Here is a 25,887-nt window from a genome sequence, read left to right as displayed (position 1 = left end):
TCAGGCGGGCTCGACGACCAGCACGGTCTGCCGGCCCGCGACGCGGGTCAGGATGACGGTGGCCTGCGCGCCGTCGCCGGCCTTGCGCCCGATGCGCAGCTCGCGGCGCAGCTCGTCGTCGTCGAGCCGGACGCCGCGCTTCTTGATGGTCAGCCCGGTGACGCCGTGCTGCGCGAGCCAGGCGCGCAGCGTCCTGACCGTGAACGGCATCGACTCGAGGACGGCGTAACGGCGCGCGAACGGCACGTCGACCTCGGCGTCCGAGAGCACGTAGCCGAGACCGCGCTCGACCTCGCTGCCCAGGGTCGCGGCCGTGACCGCGCCGAGCAGCCCCGCCTGGGTGACCGCGCGGTCGGGTTCGTACAGCCACGCGCCGATCGAGGTGGGGCTCTCGACCACCGGCGGGTCGGGCTCGCACATCCGCTCGTCGACCTCGACCGGGGAGGCGTGCGGCATCAGGATGCGCGCGGTGCGGCCCGGGGTGTAGGCCAGCGGCCCCCACCACACGGCGCACTCGAGCACCTCACCGCCGAACGAGGTCCACTGCGCCTCGGCCCCGAGCGGGACGGCGTCGTGCGGCATCGACGGCGACAGCTTCGCGCCGGTGGCCGGCACCGCGGTGGCCACCTGGAGGACGAACTCCCAGGTGGGGCGGATCTCGTCGAGGCGGAAGACCCGCTTGATGCGCCCGTGCCGGCCGGTGTGCCCGGGCACGCGGCGGGCCGGGTCGAGCCACACGCCCACGCGTGAGCGCAGCGGGTCGCGCGGCGCCTCGAACTCCTCGGCCATCCCCTCGCGGGCCCGCGAGTCGGGCCACGGCCGCAGGTTGGAGTCGGCGACGGCCGCGGTGACGGGGTCGATGTCGACGCCGCGGACGGTCACCCCGAGGGCCGACATGGCCACGGCGTCGCTGCCGATGCCGCAGCCGAGGTCGTGCACCGTCGCGAGGCTGGCGTTGTAGAAGCGGCCGGCGTGGGTGGCGGCCACCTCCAGGCGCGAGGCCTGTTCGAGGCCGTCGGGCGTGTAGAGCATGTCCGAGGCGAACTCGCCGAACTTGGCCACCGCCCGGGCGCGCAGCCGTTGCTGGGTCAGGGCGGCGGCCACGAGATCGGGCGGATGCCCGTCGCGGCGCAGCCGGTCCTGGAGGCCGATGACCGAGGTCTCGTCGTAGGGGGGGAGGGAGCGCAGGAGGGCCTGACCGTCGGGTGTCCCCAGCGCTCGCACCGTCCCGACGTCCACGGCTGGTCATCCTGCCATCCGCGTGCTCGCTGGGTGCGGCATCCCCCGGAGCGGGCGGGAACGGGGGGCTGCTGGCACTCGAGTTGACCGAGTGCTAATCGCGGACCTAGATTTGGCTCATTGGCACTCGCCCCCGGTGAGTGCCAGCGCCCCCGGATCACGATCGACCCCCGCGACGGCGAGAGCGGCCCGGAGCGCAGTCCCCGTCCACTTCGACTCATCCCAGCAAGGGGAGGAGCACACCGTGTCGGTTTCCATCAAGCCGCTCGAGGACCGCATCGTCATCAAGAGCCTCGAGGCCGAGCAGACCACCGCGTCCGGGCTCGTCATTCCGGACACCGCGAAGGAGAAGCCCCAGGAGGGCGAGGTCCTCGCGGTCGGTCCCGGTCGCATCGACGACAAGGGCAACCGCGTGCCGCTCGACGTCAACGTCGGCGACCGTGTCATCTACAGCAAGTACGGCGGCACCGAGATCAAGCACGGCGGCGAGGAGTACCTCATCCTCTCCGCCCGCGACGTGCTCGCCGTCGTCGGCTGAGCATCCCGCTGACGCCGTGACCGCGTCCCGGTGGCCCCGTGCCACCGGGACGCGTCCGGCACCCACGACCCAGCCACCCGCCGCGGGCCGGCCGCACACGCGCCGCCCGCCGCACCCCCAGCACGAAGGACAGCAATGGCCAAGGAACTGGAGTTCAACGACTCCGCCCGCAAGTCGCTCGAGCGCGGCGTCGACGCGCTCGCGAACGCCGTCAAGGTGACGCTCGGCCCGCGCGGTCGCAACGTCGTCCTCGACAAGAAGTGGGGCGCCCCCACCATCACCAACGACGGCGTCACGATCGCCCGCGAGGTCGAGCTCGACGACCCGTTCGAGAACCTCGGCGCGCAGCTCGCCAAGGAGGTCGCCACCAAGACCAACGACGTCGCCGGTGACGGCACCACCACCGCCACCGTCCTGGCGCAGGCCATGGTCAAGGAGGGCCTGCGCAACGTCGCCGCCGGGGCCGCCCCGTCGGGCCTCAAGCGCGGGATGGACAAGGCCGTCGAGGCCGTGTCCGAGCGCCTGCTCGAGACCGCTCGCGAGATCGAGTCCAAGGACGAGATCGCCCAGGTCGCCTCGCTCTCCGCGCAGGACCAGGAGATCGGCGCCACCATCGCCGACGCGTTCGACAAGGTCGGCAAGGACGGCGTCATCACCGTCGAGGAGTCCTCGACCGCGTCCACCGAGCTCGAGTTCACCGAGGGCATGCAGTTCGACAAGGGCTACATCTCCCCGTACTTCGTCTCCGACCCCGAGCGCATGGAGGCCGTCGTCGAGGACGCCTACGTGCTCATCCACCAGGGCAAGATCTCGGCCATCGCCGACGTCCTGCCGGTCCTCGAGAAGGTCGTCCAGGCCGGCAAGCCGCTCCTGGTCATCGCCGAGGACATCGACGGCGAGGCCCTCTCGACGCTGGTCGTCAACAAGATCCGCGGCACCTTCAACGTGGTCGCGGTCAAGGCGCCCGGCTTCGGCGACCGCCGCAAGGCCATGCTCCACGACATCGCGATCCTCACCGGCGGCCAGGTCGTCGCCGAGGAGGTCGGCCTCAAGCTCGACCAGGTCGGGCTCGAGACCCTCGGCCAGGCCCGTCGCGTCGTGGTCACCAAGGACAACACGACGATCATCGACGGCGCCGGCGACTCCGCCGAGGTCGACGGTCGCGTCGCGCAGATCAAGCAGGAGATCGAGCGCACCGACTCCGACTGGGACCGCGAGAAGCTCCAGGAGCGTCTCGCGAAGCTCGCCGGTGGCGTGTGCGTCATCAAGGTCGGCGCGCACACCGAGGTCGAGCTCAAGGAGAAGAAGCACCGCATCGAGGACGCCATCTCGGCGACGCGTGCGGCCATCGAGGAGGGCATCGTCGCCGGTGGCGGCTCGGCCCTCATCCAGGCCGTGGCCGTGCTCGACGGGCTCTCGCTCGAGGGTGACGAGGCCGTGGGTGCCAACATCGTCCGCAAGGCGGCCGCCGAGCCGCTGCGCTGGATCGCCGAGAACGCCGGGATGCAGGGCTACGTGGCCGTCGCCAAGGTCAGCGAGCTCGCGGCCGGCATGGGCCTGAACGCCGCCACCGGCGAGTACGAGGACCTCATCAAGGCCGGCGTCATCGACCCGGTCAAGGTCACCCGCTCGGCGCTGCGCAACGCGGCCTCGATCGCCTCGATGGTCCTGACGACCGACACCCTGGTCGTCGAGAAGAAGGAGCAGGAGGAGCCGGCGGCCGGCGGTGGCCACGGCCACGGTCACGGCCACTGAGCCTGCTCGTCCCCTGTCGCCGGGCCCGCCCGGCCGACGCACCGTGACGCCGCCCGGTCCCCTCGTGGGGCCGGGCGGCGTCCGTCGTCCGGGGGCCGTAGCGTGGGGGGATGCGGCTGCTCGGTGTGCTCGGCGGGATGAGCTGGACCTCGACGGAGCTGTACTACCGCGGTCTCAACACCGGGGTCGCGGCCAGGCTCGGGGGCCTGCACTCGGCCCGGCTGCTGCTGCACTCGGTCGACTTCGCGCCCGTCGCGCAGGCCCAGCACGCCGGTGACTGGGAGGCCACCGCCGCCCTGCTCGGCTCGGCGGCCCGGGGGCTGGCGGCCGGGGGCGCCGAGGCCCTGATGATCGCGACGAACACCATGCACAAGGTGGCCGGCGCCGTCGAGGAGGCGGCCGGCATCCCGCTGCTGCACATCGCCGACCCGACCGCCGAGGCGCTGCTGCGGGGCGGCCACCGGCGGGTCGGGCTCCTGGCCACCCGGTTCACGATGGAGCAGGCGTTCTACGTCGAGCGGCTCAGGGCCCAGGGCCTCGAGGTCGTCACGCCGGACCCCGCGGACCGCGAGCTGGTGCACCGCGTCATCTACGACGAGCTGGTCCACGACGTGGTCCGCCCGGCGTCGCGCGAGGCCTACCTGGGCGTGGTCGGCCGGCTGGTGGGCGAGGGCGTCGAGGCCGTCGTGCTCGGCTGCACCGAGATCGGGCTCCTCGTCCACGACGGGGACGCCGCCGTGCCCCTCGTCGACACGACGGCCCTGCACGTGGCGGCCGGCGTCGACTGGCTCTGCGCCACGCCCGGCTGAGCCCCGGGCCCTCGCTCCGGGGGAGGGGAGGGTCAGCCGGCGGTGACGCGCACCGAGCCGCCGCCGTCGAGCGCCACCACGTCGCCCACGTGCACCTGGCGCCCGCGCCGGGTGTCGACCTCGCCGTTGACGCTGACCAGCCCGCGCTCGATGACCTCGCGCGCAGCGGCACCGTCGTCGGCGAGCCCGGAGTGCTTCAGCAGTTGCCCGAGCCGGATGACGTCGTCGCGGATGGGGAGGTCCTCAGGGGTGCCGGTCACGCTCCCCAGCCTAGGGGCACGCTCCGGGCCGGCCCGGGCGGAGAAAAGGGCCGCGGGGCGGTTCGTGGGCTCTCGCCCCCACGAACCACCCCGCGGCCAGGGTCGGTCTCCCGGTGACCGTGGGCTCTCGCCCCCACGGTCCCCGTCCGGCCGCGACCCTCTCGTGCCGCGACCTGCGGTGACCTGACTCTCGTCCCCTCGGAGCAGGGGACCACCCTCGTCGGGCGTCTGTGACGGGTGCCGGCTCGCCTCAGGAGGCGATGTGCCGCTCCCGGGCGTAGTGCGACTCGCGCTCGTCCTCGGTGAGGCCGCCCCACACGCCGTACGGCTCGCGCACGGCGAGGGCGTGGGTGCGGCACTCCTGGATGACCGGGCAGGCGAGGCAGATCTCCTTGGCGGCCGTCGCACGACGGCTGCGCTTGCTGCCTCGCTCGCCCTCGGGGTGGAAGAACGGCTCGGGACCGACCCGACGGCACGCGCCGTCGAGCTGCCAGTCCCACAGGTCGGCCACGGGCCCCGGCAGCCGGGTGATCTCGGCCATGTGTACCTCCACGAACGGACGGGCCACTTCCCCGAGTGGCGACGGTCCTCACCGTAGGTCGGGATGTGCAGAGGGTGGGCAAGGGCCGGGTAAGCCTTTGGTCAAGGGTCGGCGGCGAGGTCAAGAGTTCGCAAAGTGCGAGGTGGGGCCCCGGCCGCGGGACGGGCACGGGGCATCCCGCGCGGGGTCGTAGAATCGTCGGATGAGCCTCGGACTGGACGAGACCCGCGCCACCACCGATCGTCCCGAACCCCTCGCGGGCCGCCCGGGCGGTGACGCGCACGGCGTGCCGGTCACCTCGGCCCAGCCGGCGCCCACCGGCCCCTTCGCCGCCCTGGGCCTCACCTACGACGACGTGCTGCTGCAGCCGGGTGAGACCGACGTCATCCCGAGCGAGGTCGACACCACCGCGCGGCTCACCCGCGAGATCTCGCTACGGGTGCCCCTGGTCTCGGCGGCCATGGACACCGTCACCGAGGCGCGGATGGCCATCGCGATGGCCCGCCACGGGGGCCTCGGCATCCTGCACCGCAACCTGTCGATCCAGGACCAGGCCTACCAGGTCGACCTCGTCAAGCGGACCCAGACCGGGATGATCAGCAACCCGGTGACCATCGGCCCCGACGCCACCCTCGAGGAGCTCGACGAGATCTGCGGGCGCTACCGCGTCTCGGGCCTGCCCGTGGTCGACCCCGGCGACCACCTCCTCGGCATCGTCACCAACCGCGACCTGCGCTTCACGCCCGTGGCCGAGTGGGTCCACACCCTGGTGCGCGACGTCATGACCCCGATGCCGCTCATCACCGGCAAGGTCGGCATCGGCAACGACGAGGCGACACTGCTGCTGCGCAAGCACAAGCGCGAGCGGCTCCCGATCATCGACGACGAGGGCCGGCTGCGCGGGCTCATCACCGTCAAGGACTTCGTGAAGTCCGAGCAGTTCCCGCACGCCAGCAAGGATGCCGACGGGCGCCTCCTGGTCGGCGCGGCCGTCGGCTACTTCGGCGAGGCCTGGGAGCGCGCGGCCACCCTGGTCGAGGCCGGGGTCGACGTGCTCGTCGTCGACACCGCCCACGGCCACGCCCGGCTGCTGCTCGAGATGGTGCAGCGGGTCAAGCGTGACCCCGCCCTGCGCCACGTGCAGGTCATCGGCGGCAACGTCGCCACCCGCGCCGGGGCCCAGGCCCTGGTCGACGCCGGGGTCGACGCCGTCAAGGTCGGGGTCGGGCCGGGCTCGATCTGCACCACCCGGGTCGTGGCCGGCGTCGGCGTGCCGCAGGTCACCGCCATCTACGAGGCGTCGCTCGCGTGCGGCCCCGCCGGCGTCCCGCTCATCGGCGATGGCGGCCTGCAGTACTCCGGCGACATCGCCAAGGCGCTCGTGGCGGGGGCCGACACCGTGATGATCGGCTCGCTGCTGGCCGGCTGCGAGGAGAGCCCCGGCGAGCTCGTCTTCATCAACGGCAAGCAGTTCAAGGCCTACCGCGGGATGGGCTCGCTCGGCGCGATGTCCTCGCGCGGCAAGAAGTCCTACAGCAAGGACCGGTACTTCCAGGCCGACGTCGCCTCCGACGACAAGATCGTCCCCGAGGGCATCGAGGGCCAGGTCGCCTACCGCGGCCCCGTCGGCGCCGTCGTGCACCAGCTGGTGGGCGGGCTGCACCAGTCGATGTTCTACGTCGGGGCCCCCACGGTGCCCGAGCTCAAGGCCCGCGGCCGGTTCATCCGCATCACGACCGCCGGGCTGCGCGAGTCGCACCCGCACGACATCACCGGCATCGTCGAGGCGCCGAACTACTCCTCGAAGGGCTGAGCCCCGGGTCGTGCCGCTCCGTGAGCCGACGTATGGTCTGCGCGTGCGCCGCCTCCCCGCCCGCTGGCTCGTCCCGGGTCTGCTCGCGCTCGGCCTCGCCGGGTGTGGGAGCGTCCCCGCACCCGCGCCGACGGGGCCGAGCGTGAGCCCCAGCCACGACGCGGAGGCCGAGCCGTCGCGCGCGCCGACCCCCACCCGCGCCACCCCGGCGCCGACCGCTACCGACGACCTCGTCGTGGCGGTGCCCTCGCCCACTGTCGCGACGACGACGGCGCCGACCGCGGGCGGGCCCCCGGGAGGCTCGGCGGCGCCGGCGGCCGGTCGGCTGACGACGCTGGTGGGCGACACCCGCAGCGCGATGGTGTGGGCGCCACTGTCGGACCCGTCGGCGGTCACGACCGAGGGCTCGGTGCCCAGCGCCCGGGCGTGGTCGACCTCCAAGGTGCTGGTCGTCGCGGCCTACCTCGACACCGTCGTCGGGGGTGACCCGTCGAGGATCCCGAGCACCGAACGCGGCTGGATCCGGGCCGCGCTCACGGCCAGCGACGGTGACGCGGTGGTCGCCGTCCGGGACCGCATCCCCGGCAGCCCGGGCGCGGCCATCACCGCCGTGCTGCGCTCCATCGGCGACACCCGTACCTCGGCGCCCGACCGCTCGCAGGGGATGATGACCTGGACCCCGCGCGAGCAGGTGCGGTTCATGGCGGCGCTGGCGGCCGGCCGGGTGGTCAGCCCCGAGGCCAGTGCGTACCTGCTGGCCCAGATGCAGCCCATCGCGGCCCACCGCTGGGGGCTCGGCACCATCGGGGCGTCGTCGTTCAAGGGCGGCTGGCTGACCTCGGAGACCGAGACCCGACAGATGGGCATCGTGGGCGGCTACGCCGTCGCCATCATCACCGTCGGTGTCGGGCCGGCCGTCCGCCAGACCGACGGCGACTCGGCCCACGTGCACCAGATGGACCGGATCGCCGACCTGCTGGCCCGCCGCCTGGGCTGAACGGCCGCCCGGCGCCGGGCCGAGCTCGGTCAGCCGGCCCGGGTCATGGTGTCGCGCCAGGATCGGATGGTGAGGCCGCCGTCGGCGCTGCGGTCGACCGAGGTGCCGGCGGCCACCGCCCGGGCGATGGCGCGGGTGACGCAGCGGGCCGCAGCGTCGTGCAGCTCGAAGAGGTCGATCCGCTGCGGCTCCGGGCGCGCGCCGGTGGCCAGGGCGAACACGGTGTCGCCGTCGAACTCGGTGTGCACCGGTGACAGGGCCCGGGCCATGCCGTCGTGCGCGACGGTGGCCAGCCGGCGGCATCCGGCCTTGGTGAGGGTCGCGTCGGTGGCGACGACGGCCAGGGTCGTGGCGCGCCCGGCCCGCAGGGCGGCCACCTCCGCGGCCCGCTCGCGCCAGTGCGCGGCCGCGGCGTCCGGGCCGGGGTGGGGGAGGGCGGCGAGCTCGCCCTCGACCAGGGCGGCGGCGCCGAGGAGGGTGCCGTCGGCGGCCACGGCGCTCCCGGCGGCGTTGACCACGACGAGAGCGGCCACGGTGACCCCGCCCTCGACGACGAAGGAGGCGGTGCCCACCCCGCCGCGCAGGCCCCCGGCCCGGGTGCCGGTGCCGGCTCCGACGGGCCCCTCGGTGACCGGGCCGGGCGCGGCGGCCCGGTAGGCGGCCGCCCCGTCGGCGGGGGAGGGGTGGTGGCGCCACGACCCGGCCCGGCCCAGGTCGAAGACGATGGCGGCCGGCACGATCGGCACCCGTTCGTCGGGGCCGGGGCCCACCGGCCAGCCGCGCCCGGCCGCCCACGCGGCGTCGGCGGCACCGTCGGCCGCGCCCAGCCCGAAGGCGCTGCCGCCCGCCAGCACGACGGCATCCACGGCGTCGACCCGGTTGACGGGGTCGAGCAGGTCGGTCTCGCGGGTCCCCGGCCCGCCGCCACGCACGTCGACGCTGCCCACGGTGCGCGGGGGCGGGACGACGACGGTGACCCCGGTGAGCCACCCCGGCTCGTCGCGGGTGACGTGGCCCACGAGGACCCCGTCGACGTCGGTGATGGCGTTGTGCCGGCCGGGCTGCATGGCCCCAGCATGGCCGATGCCGGCCCCGCGGTGGCGGGACCGGCATCGGGCCGGGGCGGGTCAGTGCATGAGCACCGGCGGTGCCACCTCGTCGGCGTCGGCGTCGTCGAGGAGGTGGGCCTCCTCGTGCTTGCGCGGCAGGAAGGCGGCCGCGACCAGCGTGAGGGTGACGAAGCCGGCGGCGAACCAGAAGGTGTGCGCGTAGGCCTGGGCCGCCAGGTCGGCGACCCGGGCCGCGAGGGCGCCGGCCGCGGCCTGGGCGTTGCCGCCCTGCTCGGCGAGGAACTGCCCCACCAGGGGCAGCCGGGCCAGTGCGCTCCGGGCGGCCTCCGGGCCCTGCGTCTGCACCGTCTGGAGGTACTGCCCGCCCTGCCCGACCAGCGGCCGGTCCTTGAAGGCGTTGGTGAGCAGGACCGAGAAGATCGCCACCCCGACCGAGCTCGCGATCTGCTGGGTGATGTTGAGCAGCGTGGTGCCGCGGGCGACCTCGTGGTGGGTGAGCGTCTTGAGCGCGGAGGTCATGATCGGCATCATCGTGGCGCCCATCCCGAGGCCCATGACGAACAGGACCGGGATGAGGAAGCCCCAGTGCGAGGAGTCGGCCTGCAGCTGGGTGAGGGTGAACATGCCACCGGTGATGAGCAGCAGCCCGAACGGCACGATCCGCCCGACCGGGAAGCGGTCGACCAGCGCGCCGGCGATGGGCATGGTCAGCACCGCGCCCAGACCCTGGGGCGCGATGAGCCAGCCCGCCGACAGCGGGGTCTCGCCCTGGACCTGCTGGAGGAACTGCGGGACGAGCAGCAGGCCGCCGAAGAAGGACGCCGCGAAGATGAACATCGTGATGACCGAGACCGTGAGGTTGCGGTTGCGGAACAGCCGGAAGTCGAGCAGCGGGTGCGCCGGCCGGAAGCTGTAGACGACGAACGAGGCGATCAGCGCCAGGCCCACGATGCCGGGGATGAGCACCTTGGGGTGGCCGACGCCGCCCTGCTCGGGGATGGAGGAGATGCCGTAGAGGAAGAGCGCGAGGCCGGGGCTCATCATCAGCAGGCCGCGCCAGTCGAGCGACTCCGACGGGTGCGGGCGGTCGCGCGGCAGGACCCGCCAGGCGTAGACGAGCGCCAGGATGCCGATCGGCACGTTGATGAGGAAGATGAAGTGCCAGCTGAACGCGTCGATGAGGTAGCCGCCGAGGATGGGCCCGAAGATCGGGCCGAGCAGCATCGGGACACCGAGCACGGCCATCAGCCGGCCCATGCGCTTGGGGCCCGCGGCGCGGGTCATGATCGTCATGCCGAGGGGCATGAGCATGCCGCCGCCGAGGCCCTGGATGACGCGGAAGGCCACCAGCATGTGGATGCCGGTGGCGGTGGCGCACAGGGCCGAGCCCAGCGTGAAGAGCAGGATCGCCATCATGTAGAGGCGCTTGGTACCGAAGCGGTCGGCGGCCCAGCCCGAGAGGGGGATGACCGTGGCGAGCGCCAGGGTGTAGCCGGTGACGGTCCACGCGACGGCGGAGTAGTCGAGCGGGCGGCCGTCGACGGCGAAGACGTTCTGGAACGTGCGCAGCGCGACGTTGACGACGGTGATGTCGAGGATCGACATGATGGCGCCGAGGACGACGACGCCGGCGACCTTGAGGACGGCGGCGTCGATCTTGTCGGGGTAGTCGGGAGGCGCCGCGGGGGCGGTGGTGGTCGTTGACACGTGGGGCTCCATGTCGGGTCGGGCTGGGCGGGGGGAGGCGGCCCGGGCGGCGGGCAGCCGGGGCGCGCGGGCCGGCGGCGATGCCGGGAGCGAGTCTGCCGGACACATCCGACAGGCGTGGAACGGTTTTCTGTTCCCGTCTAATCCCCACAGGTCAGCCGGGGTCGCGGGTGCCCGACCGCAGGCCCGACGAAACCCGAGTTGCCGCGCACGACCGAACGGGTCGACATCCTTGCCATCGTCGGACGAACCGGTGTTGTGCGTGAGAGCATCCCTCTCGGCCGGCTGGACGGGACGACGGGGGAGACGCATGACGGGTGCTCGGCTGCGGGTGGTGGCGGCGCTGGTCGTGGCGTCCGTCCTGGGCCCTCTCGCGGCGTCGGTGGGCGTCGCCGCAGAGGCCCCCCACGCCCTGCACCCGGCGACGCTCGCCGCCGGCCCGGCCGAGACCCTACCGACGCCTCCCGTCGTGGCTTCGGTGGCGGGTGACGCGCTGTCGGTCGCCGTCTCGTGGCTGCCCGCTCCCGAGGGTGCGGGCGTCACCTCGTACACCCTCACCGCCCATCCGGGGGAGGGCGTGACGACCTCGGAGTGCCCGCAACCGGCCGACGTCACGGCATCGGCCGCCGGCGGCTCGAGCGCCACCTGGGTCACCGGGCTGTGCGCGCGGGTTCCCTACGTCGTGCAGATGACGGCGACGAACTCCGCCGGCACCAGTGGCCCCAGCGCGCCCTCGCAGCCGGGTGTCCCCGTCGCCGCGCAGGCGCCCCGGGCCCCGGCGGTGCTCGGTGCCCTCGGACGTGACGGCCGGGTGGTGGTGTCCTGGGCGGCTCCGGCCCTCGACGGCGGGCGCCCGGTGACGGGTTACGTCGTCTCGGCCACTGATCCCGGCGGGGTCGTCCGCGGGACGGCGACCTTGGGCCCCACCAGTTCCGAGGCCACGCTCACCGGGCTCCAGAACGGCGTCGTGCACACCGTGGACGTCGTGGCGACGAACGACGTGGGGGCCTCATCGGCCGGCTCGACCGAGGTCACCCCACGCGCTGCCTACGCGCCCTCGGTCCCGCGTGGCCTGGTGGTCGCGCCCGACGGAACCGGCGGCGTGGACGTGTCGTGGCAGGCCCCGCTGGACGACGGAGGCAGCTCGATCAGCGGTTACGTCCTCGTGTGGCAGCGGGTCGTCCGGAGCCCGGACGGGTCGTACGACCTCGACCCGGTGGCCCCACAGCACACCCAGTCCCTTGCTGGCGACGTGACCGCTGCGTCCGTCTCCACCTTCGAGGACGCGGCTGCCTCCTACCGCTTCGAGCTGACGGCCACGACCGTCGCCGGGTCCGGAACGGCCGCGACCTCCGCCGCAGTCCGACCCACCGTGGTCCTCGCGGCGCGCACGCTGGTCCTCGACGACGTGAGCGCCGGCGCCGTCGCCGCCGTCTCCCCCGACACGGTCGAGTGGGCCCAGCCCGCCCCGTCCCAGGTGGTTTCCATCACGCCGGGCACGGTGATCGTCGCCGCCGCGACCCCGGGTACTCCCACCGGGCTGCTGCGTCGGGTCACCACTGTCGAGTCGACCGCTGACCACCTCGTGCTGCGGACGGTCGAGGCGGCGCTCGACGACGTCTTCGACGACGTGACCGTCTCCGCGGTGCTGGACCCGACCCGCGCCACGGCTGCGGGTGCGACACCGGCCCCGGGTGTTCGACCTACCTTCCAGGCCGCCGTCCCCGGTGTCCGGGCGGTCGGAGTCGAGCCGGGAGCGGGCGTGAGTGTCAGCAACACCCTCAGACTCGACCTCGAGCTCGAGGACGACGACATCTTCGTCTCCGGCACCGCGGCGGTCTCGACCGAGGTCGGACTGGAGATGGGCGTGTCGAAGAACGCCGTCGGCGCCCCGGCGGGGGTGAGGCTGGACGTCACCGGCAAGGTGGGCCTCTCCGTCGCAGCCCGGTTCGGTGTCCGCGGCGACAAGAAGGTGACGCTCGGCACCGTGGAGGGTGTGCCGTTCACGGTGATGGCCGGCCCGGTGCCGATCGTCGTCCAGCCGCGGCTGGTCAGCACGCTCTCCCTGAGCGGCGAGCTGAGCCTCGGGGTCAAGGGCACCGCCCAGACCGGCGCGGCCGTGCACTGGGACTCCACCGACCCGTACGTACTCGACGTCAAGGACATCAGCAAGCCGTTCGGCGCCTCCGGCGGTGCCGTGCCGGGGGTGACCGTCGACGGCAAGGCATCCATCGCCCTGAAGTTCCAGGCCATCGCGGCGATCGCCGGGGTCGTCGGCCCGAGCGTGTCGGTCACGGCGAAGCTCGCCGGGTCCGTCGACTTCAACGTCCCGACGGGTGGTCATTTCCTCGAGGTGGCGCCGAGCCTGGAGTTGAAGGGAGGTGTGGCCCTCAACCGGTTCGGCTTCTCCCTGGAGCTCGAGCGGGCCCTCGCGGTGAGGAGCTTCGTCGCCTTCGTCATTGATCGACCCCCGACAGCGACGTACACGGTGGTCGGCCCGACCCAGGTCCCGGCGGGGACCCCCACGACCTTCGAGGCGGTCCGGTCCGACGGAGTCGTCGAGCCCCTCGACTGGTCGATCGTGGGGGGCGTGGGCGCGGATGCCGTCGACAGCGACGGGCGGGTCGTGGCCGCGAACCCTGCCGGCCGCACGGTCACCGTGCACGTGGACGGCGCCTCGGGTGCCTCGGGGGAGAGGGTCGTCCTCGTGGGGACGCCGTTCGGGGCCCCGGTGAACCTCCGGGTGCAACGTCACGCGGCGGACTTCGGGATCGACGCGTCGTGGGAGCCTCCGCCCACCACCGGAGGTTCGGCGGTGACGGGCTACCTCGCGGTGCTGCGCTCCGACACGGGGGAGAGCACCACCTCCCGCACCACCCAGCCGGTCCTGTCGGTGGCGGACCTGGCCCCCGGCGCCTGGACGGTCGAGGTCTTCGCGCAGAACGCGGACGGCCGGCTCTCGACGCCGGCCCGGACGAGCATCATCATCACCCCGCTGTGCACGACGCGGTGGGCCGGCGGCCCCGACGGGCGATGGACCGACCCGTCGTCCTGGTCGAGCGGGCGGGTCCCAGGACCTGCGGACTGGGTCTGCCTCGGCGGCAGCGACGCACGACTGGCGCCGGACGAGACGGCCACGGTCGCGGGCCTCGACGGCGAGCAGGGCACCCTCGTCCTCGACGGCCAGCTCACGGTCGGCAGCCATCTCGACGGCCTGCAGCTCATGGACGGCGCGGGCACCTTCACCGCCGGCCCGGCCCTGCGGTGGACCCTCCCCCAGAACCTCGACGTCGACGTCGTCAACCGAGGGCGGGCGTCCCTGTCGACCAGCGCCCCCTACACCTACCTCAACCACGACGTGCGGTTCGACAACTACGGGACGCTCACGACCGAGGGCACCGACGGCGGGTGGCTCGGGGACCAAGCGGGTAGCGAGAGCCGTGTCGTCAACCATCCGGGGGCGACCCTCTCCTTGACCGGAGGGGTTCACGTCTGGACCCGGGTCGTGCTCGACGGCACGATCCGCTCGGACGGACCGTCGTCGTGGCTGCATCTCGCCGTCCTCGCCGACACGGCCCGCCCGGCGCTCGACGGACGCGTCTCGCTCGACACTCTCGAGGCACCCACCGAGGGTGCTCAGGTGCCCGGGGTGCTGTCCGGTGCCACCGTCTCGACCATCGAGGGTGGCCCGCTGACGGTACCGGCCGGCGTTTCCCTCACCGTCGCTCGCCAGGAGTACCGCGAATGGGACCTGGCGCTCCATACGCTTCCGAGCATCATGGCGCCTGAAGTCCGCAACCACGGCCGTCTGACCCTCGACGGGCGCTCGCAGGCGGTCCGTCTCACCGGTGCCCGGGTGGCCAACGACGGTGACCTCGTGCTGCGCGGCAGTGCGCCCACGGACCCAGGGTCCACCGACAGCCGTATCTCGAACCTCGAGGGCGGCACACTGCGCACCGAAGGCGCGACGATCGACCTGCCCACGGACCTGGCCGGGGCCGTCGTCAACACCTCGGCCACGACGACCCTGCTCCGGTCGGCGCAGCTCGCCGGGCCGACGAGCCTCGATGTCAGCGGTGATGTTCTGGTACCGAACCTGCAGGTGCCCGGGGCCGGCGCCACGCTGGTGACGACCGGTGACCGGCTGCGGCTCTCCCAGATCACCGGCGGACCGCTGAGTATCGGTCCGGGAAGTCGCCTCGATCTGACCAGTACGTTCAGCGACGCCTCCTACCCGTGCCGGGTCTCGGCTCCCCTGACCACCCGCGGCGATCTCCGACTGGGGGCCGGGTGCTGGTTGGACGACGTGACCAACGAGGGCACGCTGTCCGTCACCGGGGACCTCGGCGGGATCGTCGACCCGGCCCGCCCCATGCTCACCAACCGGCCCGGAGCGACGCTGTCCTTCACCTGCCCGGTCCGCGGCTGCTTCGTCACGGGCCTCGTCGTCGCCGACGGCACCCTACGCAACACCTCGCCTCGGTCCGTGGTCTTCAGCCGCCTGGACCTCCTCGGCTCCCCCCGCGTCGAGGTCCTCCGGGGACAGGACGGGGAGGGTCGCATCGAGTCGCAGTACGAGCTGACCCTCCGGGGATCGCTGGTGGCGACCAACGAGCCGGGCTACACGCCCGCACCCTGGGAGCGGTGGACCCCCGTCCTCGGCACTCCCGTCCTCGGGGGTTTCGAGGCCGTCCTGGGTGATGGGTGGCGATCGGTCGCCACGTCGCCCCGAGAGCTCGAGTGGCCCGGCCAGGAGCTGGCGTTCACCCAGCCCGGCACCCCGACCGTCGACGCGCACCCCGTGTTCGGGCAGCCGATGACCGCCGGCGCCGGTTCGTGGCAGCCGCAGCCCGATACCGTCGAGTACGTGTGGCTGCGGGCCGGGGAGCCCATCCCGGGGGCGACCGAGGCCACGTACGTCCCATCCCTCGACGACCTCGGGGCCCCCCTCTCAGTTCGCGTGACCGCCCGCAAGGTCGGATACCTGACGGCGGTGCGGACCTCGTCGAGCTCCTCGCCGGTCGGCCCGGCCACCGCTTCCGCCCCCGCCCCGGCGATGCTGGACGCCTGCGCCAGCGCCCAGGACCTCGTGCACATCCCGGGCAGCCAGGCGGCGGCGTACACGATGAACGGCAGGGCCGTCGACGCCGGGGCCTACGGCGCGACCGGCACGGTGACGGTGACGGCGAGAGCGCGGCCAGGCTACGTCCTCACCGGGACCACGAGCTGGACGCGGACCTTCGTGGCCGCTGCGTGCACCACCGTCCTGACCGCACCTGCGTTCGCGACGCCGACGTATGCGACGCCCCAGGTCGGCCTGTCGTGGGCGGTCGGCGGCCTTCCGGCCGGCGCCGGCCCGGTCACGTTCCTCGTCAGCAGCCGGGTGGTCGGTGTGACGGCGACGGGCGCCCGGACGTACTCGACCCCGGTCTCGCGCCTGACGACATCGCGCGGCTCCGGCGTGCTCACGGGCGTGGCCGGTGCCGTGTACCAGTTCCAGGTGCGGGCGGTGGACGCCTACGGCATGCAGAGCCTGCCATCGCCCTGGCGTACGGTCACCATGCCCACCGACGACCGCGCCACGTCGCTGTCGTGGTCGACGGGGTGGGCCAAGGGTGTCTCGAGCTCGTACTACGCGGGGACGTACCGCATCACGAAAGTGCGGGCCACGGTCCGCGCGACGGCATGGACCGATCAGGTCACGCTGATCGGGGCCCGGACGCGGACCAGTGGGAAGCTGGCCGTGTATGTCGACGGTGTCCTGCGGCTCACGGTCGACAGCTCCGGGTCGACGACGTCGCTGCGGCAGTCGCTCGGCACGGTCACGGTCCCCTACGGACGACACGTCGTGGTAGTCACCGCGCTCGCGACGCCTGGCCGACCGACCGTGATCCTGGACGCTCTGGCATTCCGACGGTGACACGGGGGGCGCCGGGGGCCTGTGTGGACCGTGCGCCCCGCCGCCCGCACCGTCGGTAGGCTGCACGGATGACCGAGATCGAGATCGGCCGTGGCAAGCGCGGCCGCCGCGCGTACTCCTTCGACGACATCGCGATCGTGCCCTCGCGGCGCACCCGCGACCCGCAGGAGGTGAGCACGGGCTGGCAGATCGACGCCTACCACTTCGACATCCCGGTCATCGCGGCACCCATGGACTCGGTGATGTCGCCCGACACCGCCATCGCGCTGGGCCACCACGGCGGCCTGCCGGTGCTCGACCTCGAGGGCCTCTGGACCCGCTACGAGGACCCGCTGCCGCTCCTGGCCGAGATCGCGACCCTCGACCCGGCGCTGGCGACGCATCGCATGCAGGAGATCTACCGCGCCGACATCCAGCCCGAGCTCGTCACCGAGCGGCTGCGCCAGATCCGTGCCGCCGGCGTCACGGTGGCCGGGGCCCTGACCCCTCAGCGCACCCAGCAGCTCTGGAAGACCGTCGTCGACGCGGGGGTCGACCTGTTCGTCATCCGCGGCACCACGGTGTCGGCCGAGCACGTGTCGGGCCGGGCCGAGCCGCTGAACCTCAAGCGCTTCATCTACGAGCTCGACGTACCGGTCATCGTCGGCGGGGCGGCGTCGTACTCGGCGGCCCTGCACCTGATGCGCACCGGCGCGGCCGGTGTCCTGGTGGGCTTCGGCGGCGGCGCGGCCCACACCACGCGCGTCACCCTCGGCATCCACGCCCCCATGGCCTCGGCCATCGCCGACGTCGCCGCGGCCCGCCGCGACTACCTCGACGAGTCCGGCGGCCGCTACGTGCACGTCATCGCCGACGGCGGCGTGGGGACCAGCGGCGACATCGTCAAGGCCGTGGCCTGCGGTGCCGACGCCGTGATGCTCGGGGCGGCGCTGGCACGCGCCACCGACGCCCCCGGCCGCGGGTTCCACTGGGGCCCCGAGGCGCACCACGCCGAGCTGCCCCGCGGGCACCGCGTCCAGGTCGGGGCCGTGGCGCCGCTCGAGGAGCTGCTGTTCGGGCCCAGCCGGCTGGCCGACGGCACCACCAACCTCATCGGGGCGCTGCGCCGCGCGATGGCCACCTCGGGCTACGTCGACCTCAAGGAGTTCCAGCGGGTCGAGGTCGTCGTCGCGCCGTACCAGCGCAGCTGAGGCGGGCCCCCCCCGGCCCGGGGCCGTCAGCCGGGGCACGAGACCTGCTGCTCACTCGGCCACACCGGGTCGGTGCCGCCGCCGGACAGGTGCAGCGTGGCGGCCTCGTCGCGCCAGGTGAGCGACCAGGAGCCGGCGGTGAACGGCCGGTAGCCGTCGTCGGCGTCGTACCTGCCCACCTCCCGGGTGAGGACCGCGTAGGGCGGCAGGACGTGCACGCGCCCGCCCCCGGCCATCAGGAACGACCGTTCCTCGACGACGACCCGGCAGCCGTCCGGACCGGGGGGCGCGAGGACCCGGTAGGAGGCGGGCACGTCGGCGAGCAGGGAGAGCCCCGTCGTCCCGACGGCCGCGACCGTGAGGAGGGCGACGCGGGCGCGGTGGGGACGCCCCGGGACGGGCCCGGGGCCGGTTCGCCGGGCGAGGGCGACCCGGGCCGCCGCGAGCGCCCCCGCCAGCTCCAGCAGGACGACACCGGCCGGCCCGGGGCGCACCACGGCGTCGCCGACGACGACGAGGCGCCCCGTGGCGACGCCGAGCACCGCGAACGAGACCGCCGCCGCCAGGGACGCGATGGCGGCCCGGCCCAGCCGCCGGCGCATCCGCACGGCCCGGTCCTGGGCCCGCGCGACCCCGGCGGTCCCCCCTGAACGCCGCGGCGCCTCGTCCCCCATGCCCCGACGGTAGGGGAGGCCGCCGCCCGCCGCCCACAGGAGCTCCTCCGAGGTCGCTACTCTTCGGTAATGGCCGATGTCATCGCTGACCCGGAGACCGACCCGCGTGCCACCTACGTGGTCGACCCGGGGCGGGTGCGCGCTCTGACCCGAGGAGTCGTCGCCTCCGGTCCGGAGATGACGACGCACTCGCCGATGACCGGGGCGCCGCTCGCGACCTTCGCGACCTCGACCGCCGACGACGTGGTCGAGGCGCTCGGGCGGGCGCAGCGCGCCCAGCGCCGGTGGGCCGAGGTCCCGGTCGCCGCGCGGGCCCGGTGGCTGCTGACCCTGCACGACCTCGTCCTCGACCGGCAGGGCGAGCTGCTCGACCTGGTGCAGCTCGAGTCGGGCAAGGCCCGGGCGCACGCCTTCGAGGAGGTCGCCGACTGCGCCCTGGTCTGCCGGTACTACGCGCGGCGCGGGCCGGCCCTGCTCGCCCCCGAGCGGCACCTGGGCGTCTTCCCCGTCATCACCCGCAGCACCGAGCACCACCGCCCCAAGGGCGTCGTCGGCATCGTGTCGCCCTGGAACTACCCGCTCAGCCTCTCGGTCACCGACGCCCTGCCCGCACTGGTCGCCGGCAACGCGGTGGTGCTGCGGCCCGACCCCCAGGGCACGCTCACCGCACTGGCCGCCGTGGGCCTGATGGTCGAGGCGGGCCTGCCCGAGGGGCTGGTGCAGGTCGTCCTCGGGCCGGGCGAGCCGACCGGGCAGGCGGTCGTCGACCACGCCGACTACGTGTGCTTCACCGGCTCGACGGCCACCGGCCGCACGGTGGCGGCCGCGGCGGGGCGCCGGCTGGTGGGCGCGAGCCTCGAGCTCGGCGGCAAGAACACCGTCTACGTGGCGGCCGACGCCGACCTGCGCCGAGCGGTGCCGGGGGTGCTGCGGGCCTGCTTCGCGTCGGCCGGGCAGCTGTGCGTCAGCGCCGAGCGGCTCGTCGTGCACGACGCCGTCGCCGACGCGTTCCTCGCCCGCTTCCTCGACGCCGTGGGCCGGATGCGCCTCTCGACCGACCTGCACTGGGGCGCCGACATGGGCAGCCTGGTCGGGCCCGGCCAGCTCGCCCGCGTCCTCGGTCACGTCGACGACGCCGTGGGCCACGGGGCGCGCGTGCTGACCGGCGGCGCGCACCGGCCCGACATCGGGCCCTATGTCGTCGAGCCCACCGTCCTCGAGGGCGTGACGCCGGCGATGGCCTGCCGCGACGAGGAGACCTTCGGCCCGGTGGTCGCCCTCTACCGGGTCGGCTCCGATGACGAGGCGGTGGCCCTGGCCAACGACACCGAGTACGGCCTCAACGCCTCGGTCTGGACCCGCGACGTCGCGCGCGGCCGGGCCCTGGCCGCGCGCATCCAGGCCGGGACCGTCAACGTCAACGAGGCCTACGCCGCGGCGTGGGGCAGCATCGGGTCGCCGATGGGCGGGATGAAGGCGTCCGGGCTCGGGCGGCGGCACGGGCGCGAGGGCATCCTGAAGTACACGGAGAGCCAGAACGTCACCGTGCAGGGCCTGGTCAACGTCGGTGACGTCCCGGGCCTCGCGGGGGAGGCGTACGGGCGCGGGCTCACGCGGGCGCTCAAGGTGCTCAAGGCGGTGGGGCTCCCGTGAGCCGCGGCCGTGCGGCGTCCCCGGCGGACGGCGACACCCGGCGCGAGAGCGGCGTCGATGTCGACGTGGTCGTCATCGGGTCGGGTTTCGGCGGCTCGGTGGCGGCGCTCCGGGCGGCCGAGAAGGGTTACCGCGTGCTGGTGCTCGAGGCCGGCCGGCGCTTCGAGGACGCCGACTTCGCCCGCACCTCGTGGGACCTGCGCCGCTTCCTCTGGGCGCCGCGCCTCGGCTGCTACGGCGTGCAGCGCATCCACCGGCTGCCCGACGTGGTGGTGCTCGCCGGGGCCGGCGTGGGCGGCGGCTCGCTGAACTACGCCAACACCCTCTACCGCCCGCCGCGCGCGTTCTACGACGACCCGCAGTGGCGCGACCTGGCCGACTGGGAGGGCGAGCTCGCGCCGCACTACGACACCGCGAGCCGGATGCTGGGCGTCGTCACCAACCGCTGCGACGGCCCCGTCGAACGGGCGATGCAGGGAGCGGCCGAGGACCTCGGCGTGGGCGAGACCTTCCGGCGCACCCCCGTGGGCGTCTACTTCGGCCGGCCCGGCGAGACCGTCGACGACCCCTACTTCGGCGGGGCGGGCCCGCGCCGCACCGGGTGCACCGAGTGCGGCAACTGCATGGTCGGCTGCCGCGTGGGCGCCAAGAACACCCTGGTCAAGAACTACCTCGCGCTGGCCGAGGGGTTGGGCGTCGAGATCCGGCCGATGCGCACCGTCACCCGCCTCGGCGTCGTGCCGGGCACCGAGGGGCCGGACGGCGAGGATGCCACCTACCGGGTGCTGCACGAGCGCACCGGCCCCGTGGGCGGGCGCGACCGGCAGGTGGTGACCGCCGCCCGGGTGGTCGTGGCCGCCGGTACCTGGGGGACCCAGACCCTGCTCCACGCCATGCGCGACGTCGGTGAGCTGCCCCGCCTCTCGGAGCGTCTGGGGTCGCTGACCCGCACCAACTCCGAGGCGCTCGTGGGCGCGATGACCGAACACGCCCCGGCCGGGGTCGACCTGACCCGCGGCGTCGCCATCACCACCAGCTTCAACGTCGACGCCGACACCCACGTCGAGAACTGCCGCTACGGCAAGGGCTCGAACGCGATGGGCCTGCTCGCCACCGTCGGGGTGCCCGGCGGTACCGGCCGCCCGCGCTGGCGCGAGTTCCTGGCGATGGTCGCGCGCGACCCCGAGCCCTTGCGCCGGATGCTGCCGACGACCCGGCGCTGGAGCGAGCGGATCGTCGTGGGCCTGGTCATGCAGAGCCGCGACAACTCGCTGCAGGTGTCCGGGCGGCGGCGCTTCGGGCGGCCGGGCCTCACCTCGACCCAGGGGCACGGCGAGCCCAACCCCACCTACCTCCCGCAGGGGCAGGCCGCGATGGAGGTGCTCGCGGCCCGGCTGGCGGCGGCCACCGGCGAGTACACGGTGGCCGGCGGGTCGTGGCCCGAGGTCCTCGACGTGCCGATGACGGCGCACTTCCTGGGCGGTGCCCCCATCGGGGCCTCGCCCGCGGCCGGGGTGCTCGACCGCTACCAGCGCGTGTGGGGCCATCCGGGCGTCTCCGTCCTCGACGGTTCGGCGGTCTCGGCCAACCTCGGGGTCAACCCGTCGCTGACCATCACGGCCCAGGCCGAGCGGGCGATGGCGTTCTGGCCGGCCCGGGGTGACGCCGATGCGCGGCCGCGGCAGGCCGAGCTGCTGCGCGAGCGGGAGCCGGCCGGCGTCTGAGTGACCTGCGGGCGCAGGCGCCGGGCCGGCCCGCGTGAGGGGCGTCCCCGAGGTGTCCCGCATCACGAGCGCTTCCGGCGTGCAACACGACACGCGGCGGCTGTTCGGCCCGTCCTGCCCGGGTGTCCGGCCCCCGGCGACACCGAACGTCCAGGACGCTCGGCTGTTCGGCCGACCCGGGCCGTGACCTGCGATGACGTGACCCGGGTGTCCCTACGGTCGGGGGCGCCCGGGGTTTTTGTCGTCATCTGTCGAAAGAGGTCATCCGTGCCTGCTCCTGCCCGCCCGCGCGCCGCTCGCGTGGTTCCCACCGCCTCCGCCACCCGTCGGGTGGCGGCCGTCGTCGCGGTGGTCGCCACCGTCGCGGTCGGCGCCGTGGTGACCGCGTCGCGCTCCGACGCCGTGCCGGGGACGCCCACGACGACGCTGTTCGAGGAGTCCTTCGCGGGCGCCACGACGAGCTCGCCGTCGTGGTCCCGCCCCTCGGCCGCGTCCAACACCGCGTGCCTGACCGGCTCCGAGGATGGTGCCCAGTCGCCCATCCCGGGCTGTGGCGGTGACGCGCCGGGCTCCGGGGTGCTCCGGCTGAGCTCCAACGACATCGCGCAGGTCGGGACGGTCTTCTACGACGCCTCGCTGCCCTCGGCGCGCGGTATCGACGTCTCCTTCGACAGCTACCAGTGGGCCGGCAGCTCGCCTCCGGCCGACGGGATGAGCTTCGCCCTCGCCGCCGCCGACCCGGCGGCCCCGGCGGCCCCGGCCCACGCAGGCCCCACCGGGGGCGCCCTCGGCTACTACGGGATCCCCGGGGTGGACGGCCTCCCGCACGGCTACCTCGGGGTGGGCCTGGACGTCTACGGGGGGTTCTCCAACGGCGACCCCGCCGGCAACGGCCAGTGCCCGCGGAACCCCCCGATGTCGCAGACCGTCTCGGTCCGCGGGCCGGGTGACGGCACCAGCGGCTACTGCGTCCTCGGCTCGCAGCTGAGCGGCGGTCGGCTCGACGACGACGCCAGCTGGTCGCGCCCGGCTCCGGTGCCGGTCGTCGTCTCCATCAACCCGGCCGGCGCCCCCGTGCTGAACCGCTCCGGCGACGAGGTCCCGGCGCGCTCCTGGCTCGTCGCCTGGACGGCCTACGGGGCCGCGCGCCAGGTGATGACGGGTGACCTGCCGGACCAGGCCGCCCTCGACGCGGCGCAGATCCCCTCCTCGTGGGTCGACCCGGACACGGGCGTCCCCTACCAACTCACGTTCGGCTGGTCCGGCTCCACCGGCTCGCTCGCGGAGATCCACGCGCTCGGCAACGTCCGGGCCACCACCCTCACCGGCAAGCTGCCCGTCTTCGGGCTGTCCGTCGCCGACGACGCCGCCGGCGTCCTCGACCCCGGCGCCACGGTGACGGCCACGGTGACCCCGTCCCTCGCTGCCGAAGGCGACGAGACCCGAGCCCCGGTCGTCACCACCACCGTGCCCGACGGCGTCACCGTCGGCACGCCGACCGCACCGGGTTACGAGTGCGCCGTCGCCTCGCCCGTGGTGACCTGCACCGCCAGCGGCCCCGGGCCGTGGCTCGCCGGCTCGGAGCTGCCCCCGATCTCACTGCCGCTCACCGCTGCCGGCACGGTCACCGGGCCGGCCTCGATCACGGCGAAGGTGTCGTCGACCGACGGCAACCCGGCCTCGGCCCGGCACGACCTGACCCTGCGCGCCGCGCAGGAGATCACCGTCACGCCCCTGACGACGCCGGCCGAGGTCGGCACCAGCCAGGAGGTCGTCACCACCGGTGGGGGCGCCGAGACCCCGGTCGAGCTGTCGACCGCCGGCTCCGACGCCGGGGTCTGCTCGTTGACGGGCAGCACGCTCAGCCTCACGGCCGCCGGGACCTGCGTGGTCACGGCCACCCAGGCGGGTGACGCCGGGCACGCACCGGCCGCCCCCGTGCAGCAGAGCGTCACCGTCGCGAAGGTCGCCACCGCGGTGTCGGTCGCGGCCACGCCCACGGGCAGCGTCGTCGGCCAGGACGTCTCCGTGGCGGTCACCGTCGCCGGCGGCGTGGCCGGCACGGTCACCGCGACCGTCGACGGCTCACCCGTCGGCAGCGCCAGCGTGTCGGGCTCGCAGCACGTCGCGACCTTCCCGGTCGCCTCGTCCTCGGCGCCGCTCAGCGCGGGCGTCCACACCCTGTCGGCCTCCTTCGCTCCGACCGACTCCACCACCTACGCGGGGTCGACCGCGACCCCGCAGACCCTCACGGTCGACCGCGCCGCGACGACGACCGCCGTCGAGGTGGGCCCCACGACCCTGACCGCCACCGTCGCGGTGACCGCCCCCGGGCACGCCACGCCGGGCGGCAGTGTGCAGTTCCTGGTCGACGGTGTCGTGGTGGGGTCGGCCCCCGTGGTCGACGGGTCCGCGACCCTCGCGTACACCACTCCCGCCGACGCCGACCGCGCCGTCTCGGCCAGCTACTCCGGTGACGACGCGACCCTCGGGTCGTCGGGCTCGACGGCCCGGGCCAACCCGACCGTGACCGCCTCCGTGTCCAGTGCCGCGCCCCGCTCGCGGGCGGGCTGGTACCGCACCCCGGTCACGGTGGTTTTCACCTGCACCCCGGCCGCGGCACCGCTCACGGCACCGTGCCCTGCCGCGGTCACCCTGTCCGGCAACGGTGCCGGCCAGTCGGTCACCCGCACCGTGTCGGCCACCGACGGCGGCATCGCCACCGTCAACGTCGCCGGCATCGACATCGACCGCACGGCTCCGGCCGTGGCGGTCCGTGGCATCCGGGCCGGCGGGGTGTACTTCCTGTCGGCGGCAGCCGCTCGCTGCGCCGGGGCGGACGCGCTCTCGGGTCTGGCCTCGTGCACCCTGAGCCGCTCCCGCCGGGGCACCACCGAGCGGGTCACCGCCACGGCGGTCGACCGGGCCGGCAACGTCCGCTCCACCACGGTCACCGTCACGGTGACCGACGTGGTGCTGGTCGGTGGCACGTGGAAGAACGGTGCCTACGTCGTGCGCCGCGGCCACGCCTACACGCTGGTCGCCGCCTCCCGGGTCCGGCCGCGCTACGTGGACGCCGCCTACGGTGCGCGCAGGCCCAGGGGCGAGGACAACTGGTTCCGCCGCACCGGGCCGAACCGCTGGGCGGTGGGCGTCACCATGGCCCGCACCATGCGGCTGGGCTCGTGGAACCTCGGCGTGCGCCGCGGCTCGACCCTCACCGTGGTGAAGGTCGTCGTCACCCGCTGACCCCGCTGCGACCCGACGCCCGGTGGTGCCACACGGCATCACCGGGCGTCGTGCGTCCGGTCTCGAGCGTCGGGGGCGCCACGGCGGGGCGGGACGGGGGAGGCGGCCACGTACAGTCTTCCTGTGAGTTCTCTCAGCCAGGCGGTCGTCGACGTCATCGAGTCGATCGGCGAGGTGGGCGTCGGGCTGCTGATCGCGCTCGAGACCGTCCTGCCGCCCATCCCGTCCGAGGTGATCCTGCCGTTCGCGGGCTTCGCCGCCGCCGACGGCCGGCTCGACCCCTACCTGGCGTGGGCCTGCGCCACGCTCGGGTCGCTGGTCGGGGCGCTGCTCCTCTACGGGCTGGGCGTGCGGTTCAGCTACGAACGGCTCCACCACCTGGCGGGCAAGCGCTGGTTCTTCCTGTTCGGCCGCCGCGACCTCGAGCGCGGGATGCGCTTCGTCGACCGCCACGGCAGCGCGGTGGTGCTCGTCGGGCGGTTCGTCCCCCTCATCCGCTCGATCGTGTCGGTGCCGGCCGGCCTCGACCGGATGCCGCTGGGCCGCTTCCTGGGTCTGACCGCCCTCGGCAGTGGCATCTGGAACGCCGCCTTCATCGCCGTCGGCTACCGGCTGGGGGAGGACTACGCCGTCGTCGAGGAGTACGTCGGGCCGGTCAGCAAGGCGGTCGTCGCCGTCTGCGTCGTCGTGCTGGTCTGGCTGGTCGTCCGCACGGCGCGGCTGCGCAGGGCCGGCGCTGAGCCCCGGG

The 25,887-nt window shown here is 74.2% G+C and carries 16 protein-coding genes and 1 pseudogene; 11 read left to right on the top strand and 6 right to left on the bottom strand.

Translation table 11 applies throughout. From position 1 onward, the window contains the following. Positions 1-1,239, bottom strand: a complete 1,239-nt coding sequence (locus ATL31_RS11160; RefSeq protein ID WP_101395833.1) for a class I SAM-dependent methyltransferase — start codon at positions 1,237-1,239, stop codon at positions 1-3. A 244-nt stretch (positions 1,240-1,483) separates the two neighbouring features. Here ATL31_RS11160 and groES point away from each other — a divergent pair, with 244 nt between their 5' ends. The 3 genes from groES to ATL31_RS11145 all read left to right on the top strand — a co-directional run bounded on the left by groES (position 1,484) and on the right by ATL31_RS11145 (position 4,341). Continuing rightward, on the top strand, positions 1,484-1,777 hold the full coding sequence (groES, locus tag ATL31_RS11155) for a co-chaperone GroES (protein ID WP_055810586.1): 294 nt from the start codon (positions 1,484-1,486) through the stop codon (positions 1,775-1,777). Between the two features lie 135 nt (positions 1,778-1,912). Next, the gene (groL, locus tag ATL31_RS11150) at positions 1,913-3,532 is read left to right on the top strand and encodes a chaperonin GroEL (protein WP_101395832.1); all 1,620 of its coding nucleotides are present in this window, start codon (positions 1,913-1,915) and stop codon (positions 3,530-3,532) included. A 110-nt stretch (positions 3,533-3,642) separates the two neighbouring features. Next, a complete protein-coding gene (locus ATL31_RS11145; protein ID WP_101395831.1) occupies positions 3,643-4,341 on the top strand; it encodes an aspartate/glutamate racemase family protein in 699 nt (232 codons plus the stop codon). A gap of 32 nt (positions 4,342-4,373) precedes the next feature. On the opposite strand, the gene ATL31_RS11140 is transcribed toward ATL31_RS11145, so the two are convergent. Both ATL31_RS11140 and ATL31_RS11135 read right to left on the bottom strand, forming a co-directional pair. Beyond that, positions 4,374-4,601 carry an RNA-binding S4 domain-containing protein gene (locus ATL31_RS11140; RefSeq protein ID WP_101395830.1) on the bottom strand — a complete coding sequence of 76 codons (228 nt, stop codon included), beginning with the start codon at positions 4,599-4,601 and terminating at the stop codon, positions 4,374-4,376. A 250-nt stretch (positions 4,602-4,851) separates the two neighbouring features. Continuing rightward, positions 4,852-5,142 (bottom strand): WhiB family transcriptional regulator, encoded by a 291-nt coding sequence (locus tag ATL31_RS11135; RefSeq protein WP_101397533.1) that lies wholly within the window; start codon positions 5,140-5,142, stop codon positions 4,852-4,854. A 202-nt stretch (positions 5,143-5,344) separates the two neighbouring features. Here ATL31_RS11135 and guaB point away from each other — a divergent pair, with 202 nt between their 5' ends. Then, a complete protein-coding gene (gene guaB, locus ATL31_RS11130) occupies positions 5,345-6,955 on the top strand; it encodes an IMP dehydrogenase (protein WP_245862314.1) in 1,611 nt (536 codons plus the stop codon). A gap of 43 nt (positions 6,956-6,998) precedes the next feature. Next, positions 6,999-7,952: a serine hydrolase gene (locus ATL31_RS11125; protein ID WP_101395829.1), complete on the top strand. Its 954-nt coding sequence runs from the start codon at positions 6,999-7,001 to the stop codon at positions 7,950-7,952. A gap of 29 nt (positions 7,953-7,981) precedes the next feature. Here ATL31_RS11125 and ATL31_RS11120 read toward each other — a convergent pair whose 3' ends face one another. Then, a complete protein-coding gene (locus ATL31_RS11120; protein ID WP_101395828.1) occupies positions 7,982-9,019 on the bottom strand; it encodes a P1 family peptidase in 1,038 nt (345 codons plus the stop codon). 60 nt (positions 9,020-9,079) lie between these two features. Further along, positions 9,080-10,729: a DHA2 family efflux MFS transporter permease subunit gene (locus tag ATL31_RS11115; RefSeq protein ID WP_342749468.1), complete on the bottom strand. Its 1,650-nt coding sequence runs from the start codon at positions 10,727-10,729 to the stop codon at positions 9,080-9,082. A gap of 310 nt (positions 10,730-11,039) precedes the next feature. Between ATL31_RS11115 and ATL31_RS11110 the strand changes: the two genes are divergently transcribed. Next, positions 11,040-16,649, top strand: a complete 5,610-nt coding sequence (locus ATL31_RS11110) for a fibronectin type III domain-containing protein (RefSeq protein WP_158239840.1) — start codon at positions 11,040-11,042, stop codon at positions 16,647-16,649. A gap of 68 nt (positions 16,650-16,717) precedes the next feature. After that, a complete protein-coding gene (locus ATL31_RS11105) occupies positions 16,718-17,839 on the top strand; it encodes a GuaB3 family IMP dehydrogenase-related protein (protein ID WP_101395825.1) in 1,122 nt (373 codons plus the stop codon). 26 nt (positions 17,840-17,865) lie between these two features. On the opposite strand, the gene ATL31_RS11100 is transcribed toward ATL31_RS11105, so the two are convergent. Continuing rightward, positions 17,866-18,513, bottom strand: a complete 648-nt coding sequence (locus tag ATL31_RS11100) for a hypothetical protein (protein WP_101395824.1) — start codon at positions 18,511-18,513, stop codon at positions 17,866-17,868. 69 nt (positions 18,514-18,582) lie between these two features. Here ATL31_RS11100 and ATL31_RS11095 point away from each other — a divergent pair, with 69 nt between their 5' ends. From ATL31_RS11095 to ATL31_RS16930, 4 genes and pseudogenes are all read left to right on the top strand, one after another. Continuing rightward, positions 18,583-20,166 (top strand): succinic semialdehyde dehydrogenase, encoded by a 1,584-nt coding sequence (locus ATL31_RS11095; RefSeq protein ID WP_101395823.1) that lies wholly within the window; start codon positions 18,583-18,585, stop codon positions 20,164-20,166. Beyond that, positions 20,163-21,890: a GMC family oxidoreductase gene (locus ATL31_RS11090; protein ID WP_101395822.1), complete on the top strand. Its 1,728-nt coding sequence runs from the start codon at positions 20,163-20,165 to the stop codon at positions 21,888-21,890. Before ATL31_RS11095 ends, ATL31_RS11090 begins: the two co-directional genes overlap by 4 nt. A gap of 267 nt (positions 21,891-22,157) precedes the next feature. Continuing rightward, the gene (locus ATL31_RS11085) at positions 22,158-25,139 is read left to right on the top strand and encodes an Ig-like domain repeat protein (protein WP_143598380.1); all 2,982 of its coding nucleotides are present in this window, start codon (positions 22,158-22,160) and stop codon (positions 25,137-25,139) included. A 123-nt stretch (positions 25,140-25,262) separates the two neighbouring features. Next, positions 25,263-25,736 (top strand): annotated as a pseudogene (locus ATL31_RS16930) (DedA family protein); the annotation flags it as partial. Between the last annotated feature and the right edge of the window lie 151 nt (positions 25,737-25,887).

The organism is Phycicoccus duodecadis, assembly GCF_002846495.1.
GTDB classification, from domain to species: Bacteria; Actinomycetota; Actinomycetes; order Actinomycetales; family Dermatophilaceae; genus Phycicoccus; species Phycicoccus duodecadis.
Note: the sequence above shows the minus strand (reverse complement) of the source record. Positions and strands in the feature narration are given on the sequence as shown.

Coding starts and splice junctions, on each gene's coding strand:
- groL (WP_101395832.1), top strand. CDS start 1,913: ATGGCCAAGGAACTGGAGTTCAACGACTCCGCCCGCAAGTCGCTCGAG.
- ATL31_RS11145 (WP_101395831.1), top strand. CDS start 3,643: ATGCGGCTGCTCGGTGTGCTCGGCGGGATGAGCTGGACCTCGACGGAG.
- ATL31_RS11135 (WP_101397533.1), bottom strand. CDS start 5,142: ATGGCCGAGATCACCCGGCTGCCGGGGCCCGTGGCCGACCTGTGGGAC.
- guaB (WP_245862314.1), top strand. CDS start 5,345: ATGAGCCTCGGACTGGACGAGACCCGCGCCACCACCGATCGTCCCGAA.
- ATL31_RS11120 (WP_101395828.1), bottom strand. CDS start 9,019: ATGCAGCCCGGCCGGCACAACGCCATCACCGACGTCGACGGGGTCCTC.
- ATL31_RS11110 (WP_158239840.1), top strand. CDS start 11,040: ATGACGGGTGCTCGGCTGCGGGTGGTGGCGGCGCTGGTCGTGGCGTCC.
- ATL31_RS11105 (WP_101395825.1), top strand. CDS start 16,718: ATGACCGAGATCGAGATCGGCCGTGGCAAGCGCGGCCGCCGCGCGTAC.
- ATL31_RS11100 (WP_101395824.1), bottom strand. CDS start 18,513: ATGGGGGACGAGGCGCCGCGGCGTTCAGGGGGGACCGCCGGGGTCGCG.
- ATL31_RS11095 (WP_101395823.1), top strand. CDS start 18,583: ATGGCCGATGTCATCGCTGACCCGGAGACCGACCCGCGTGCCACCTAC.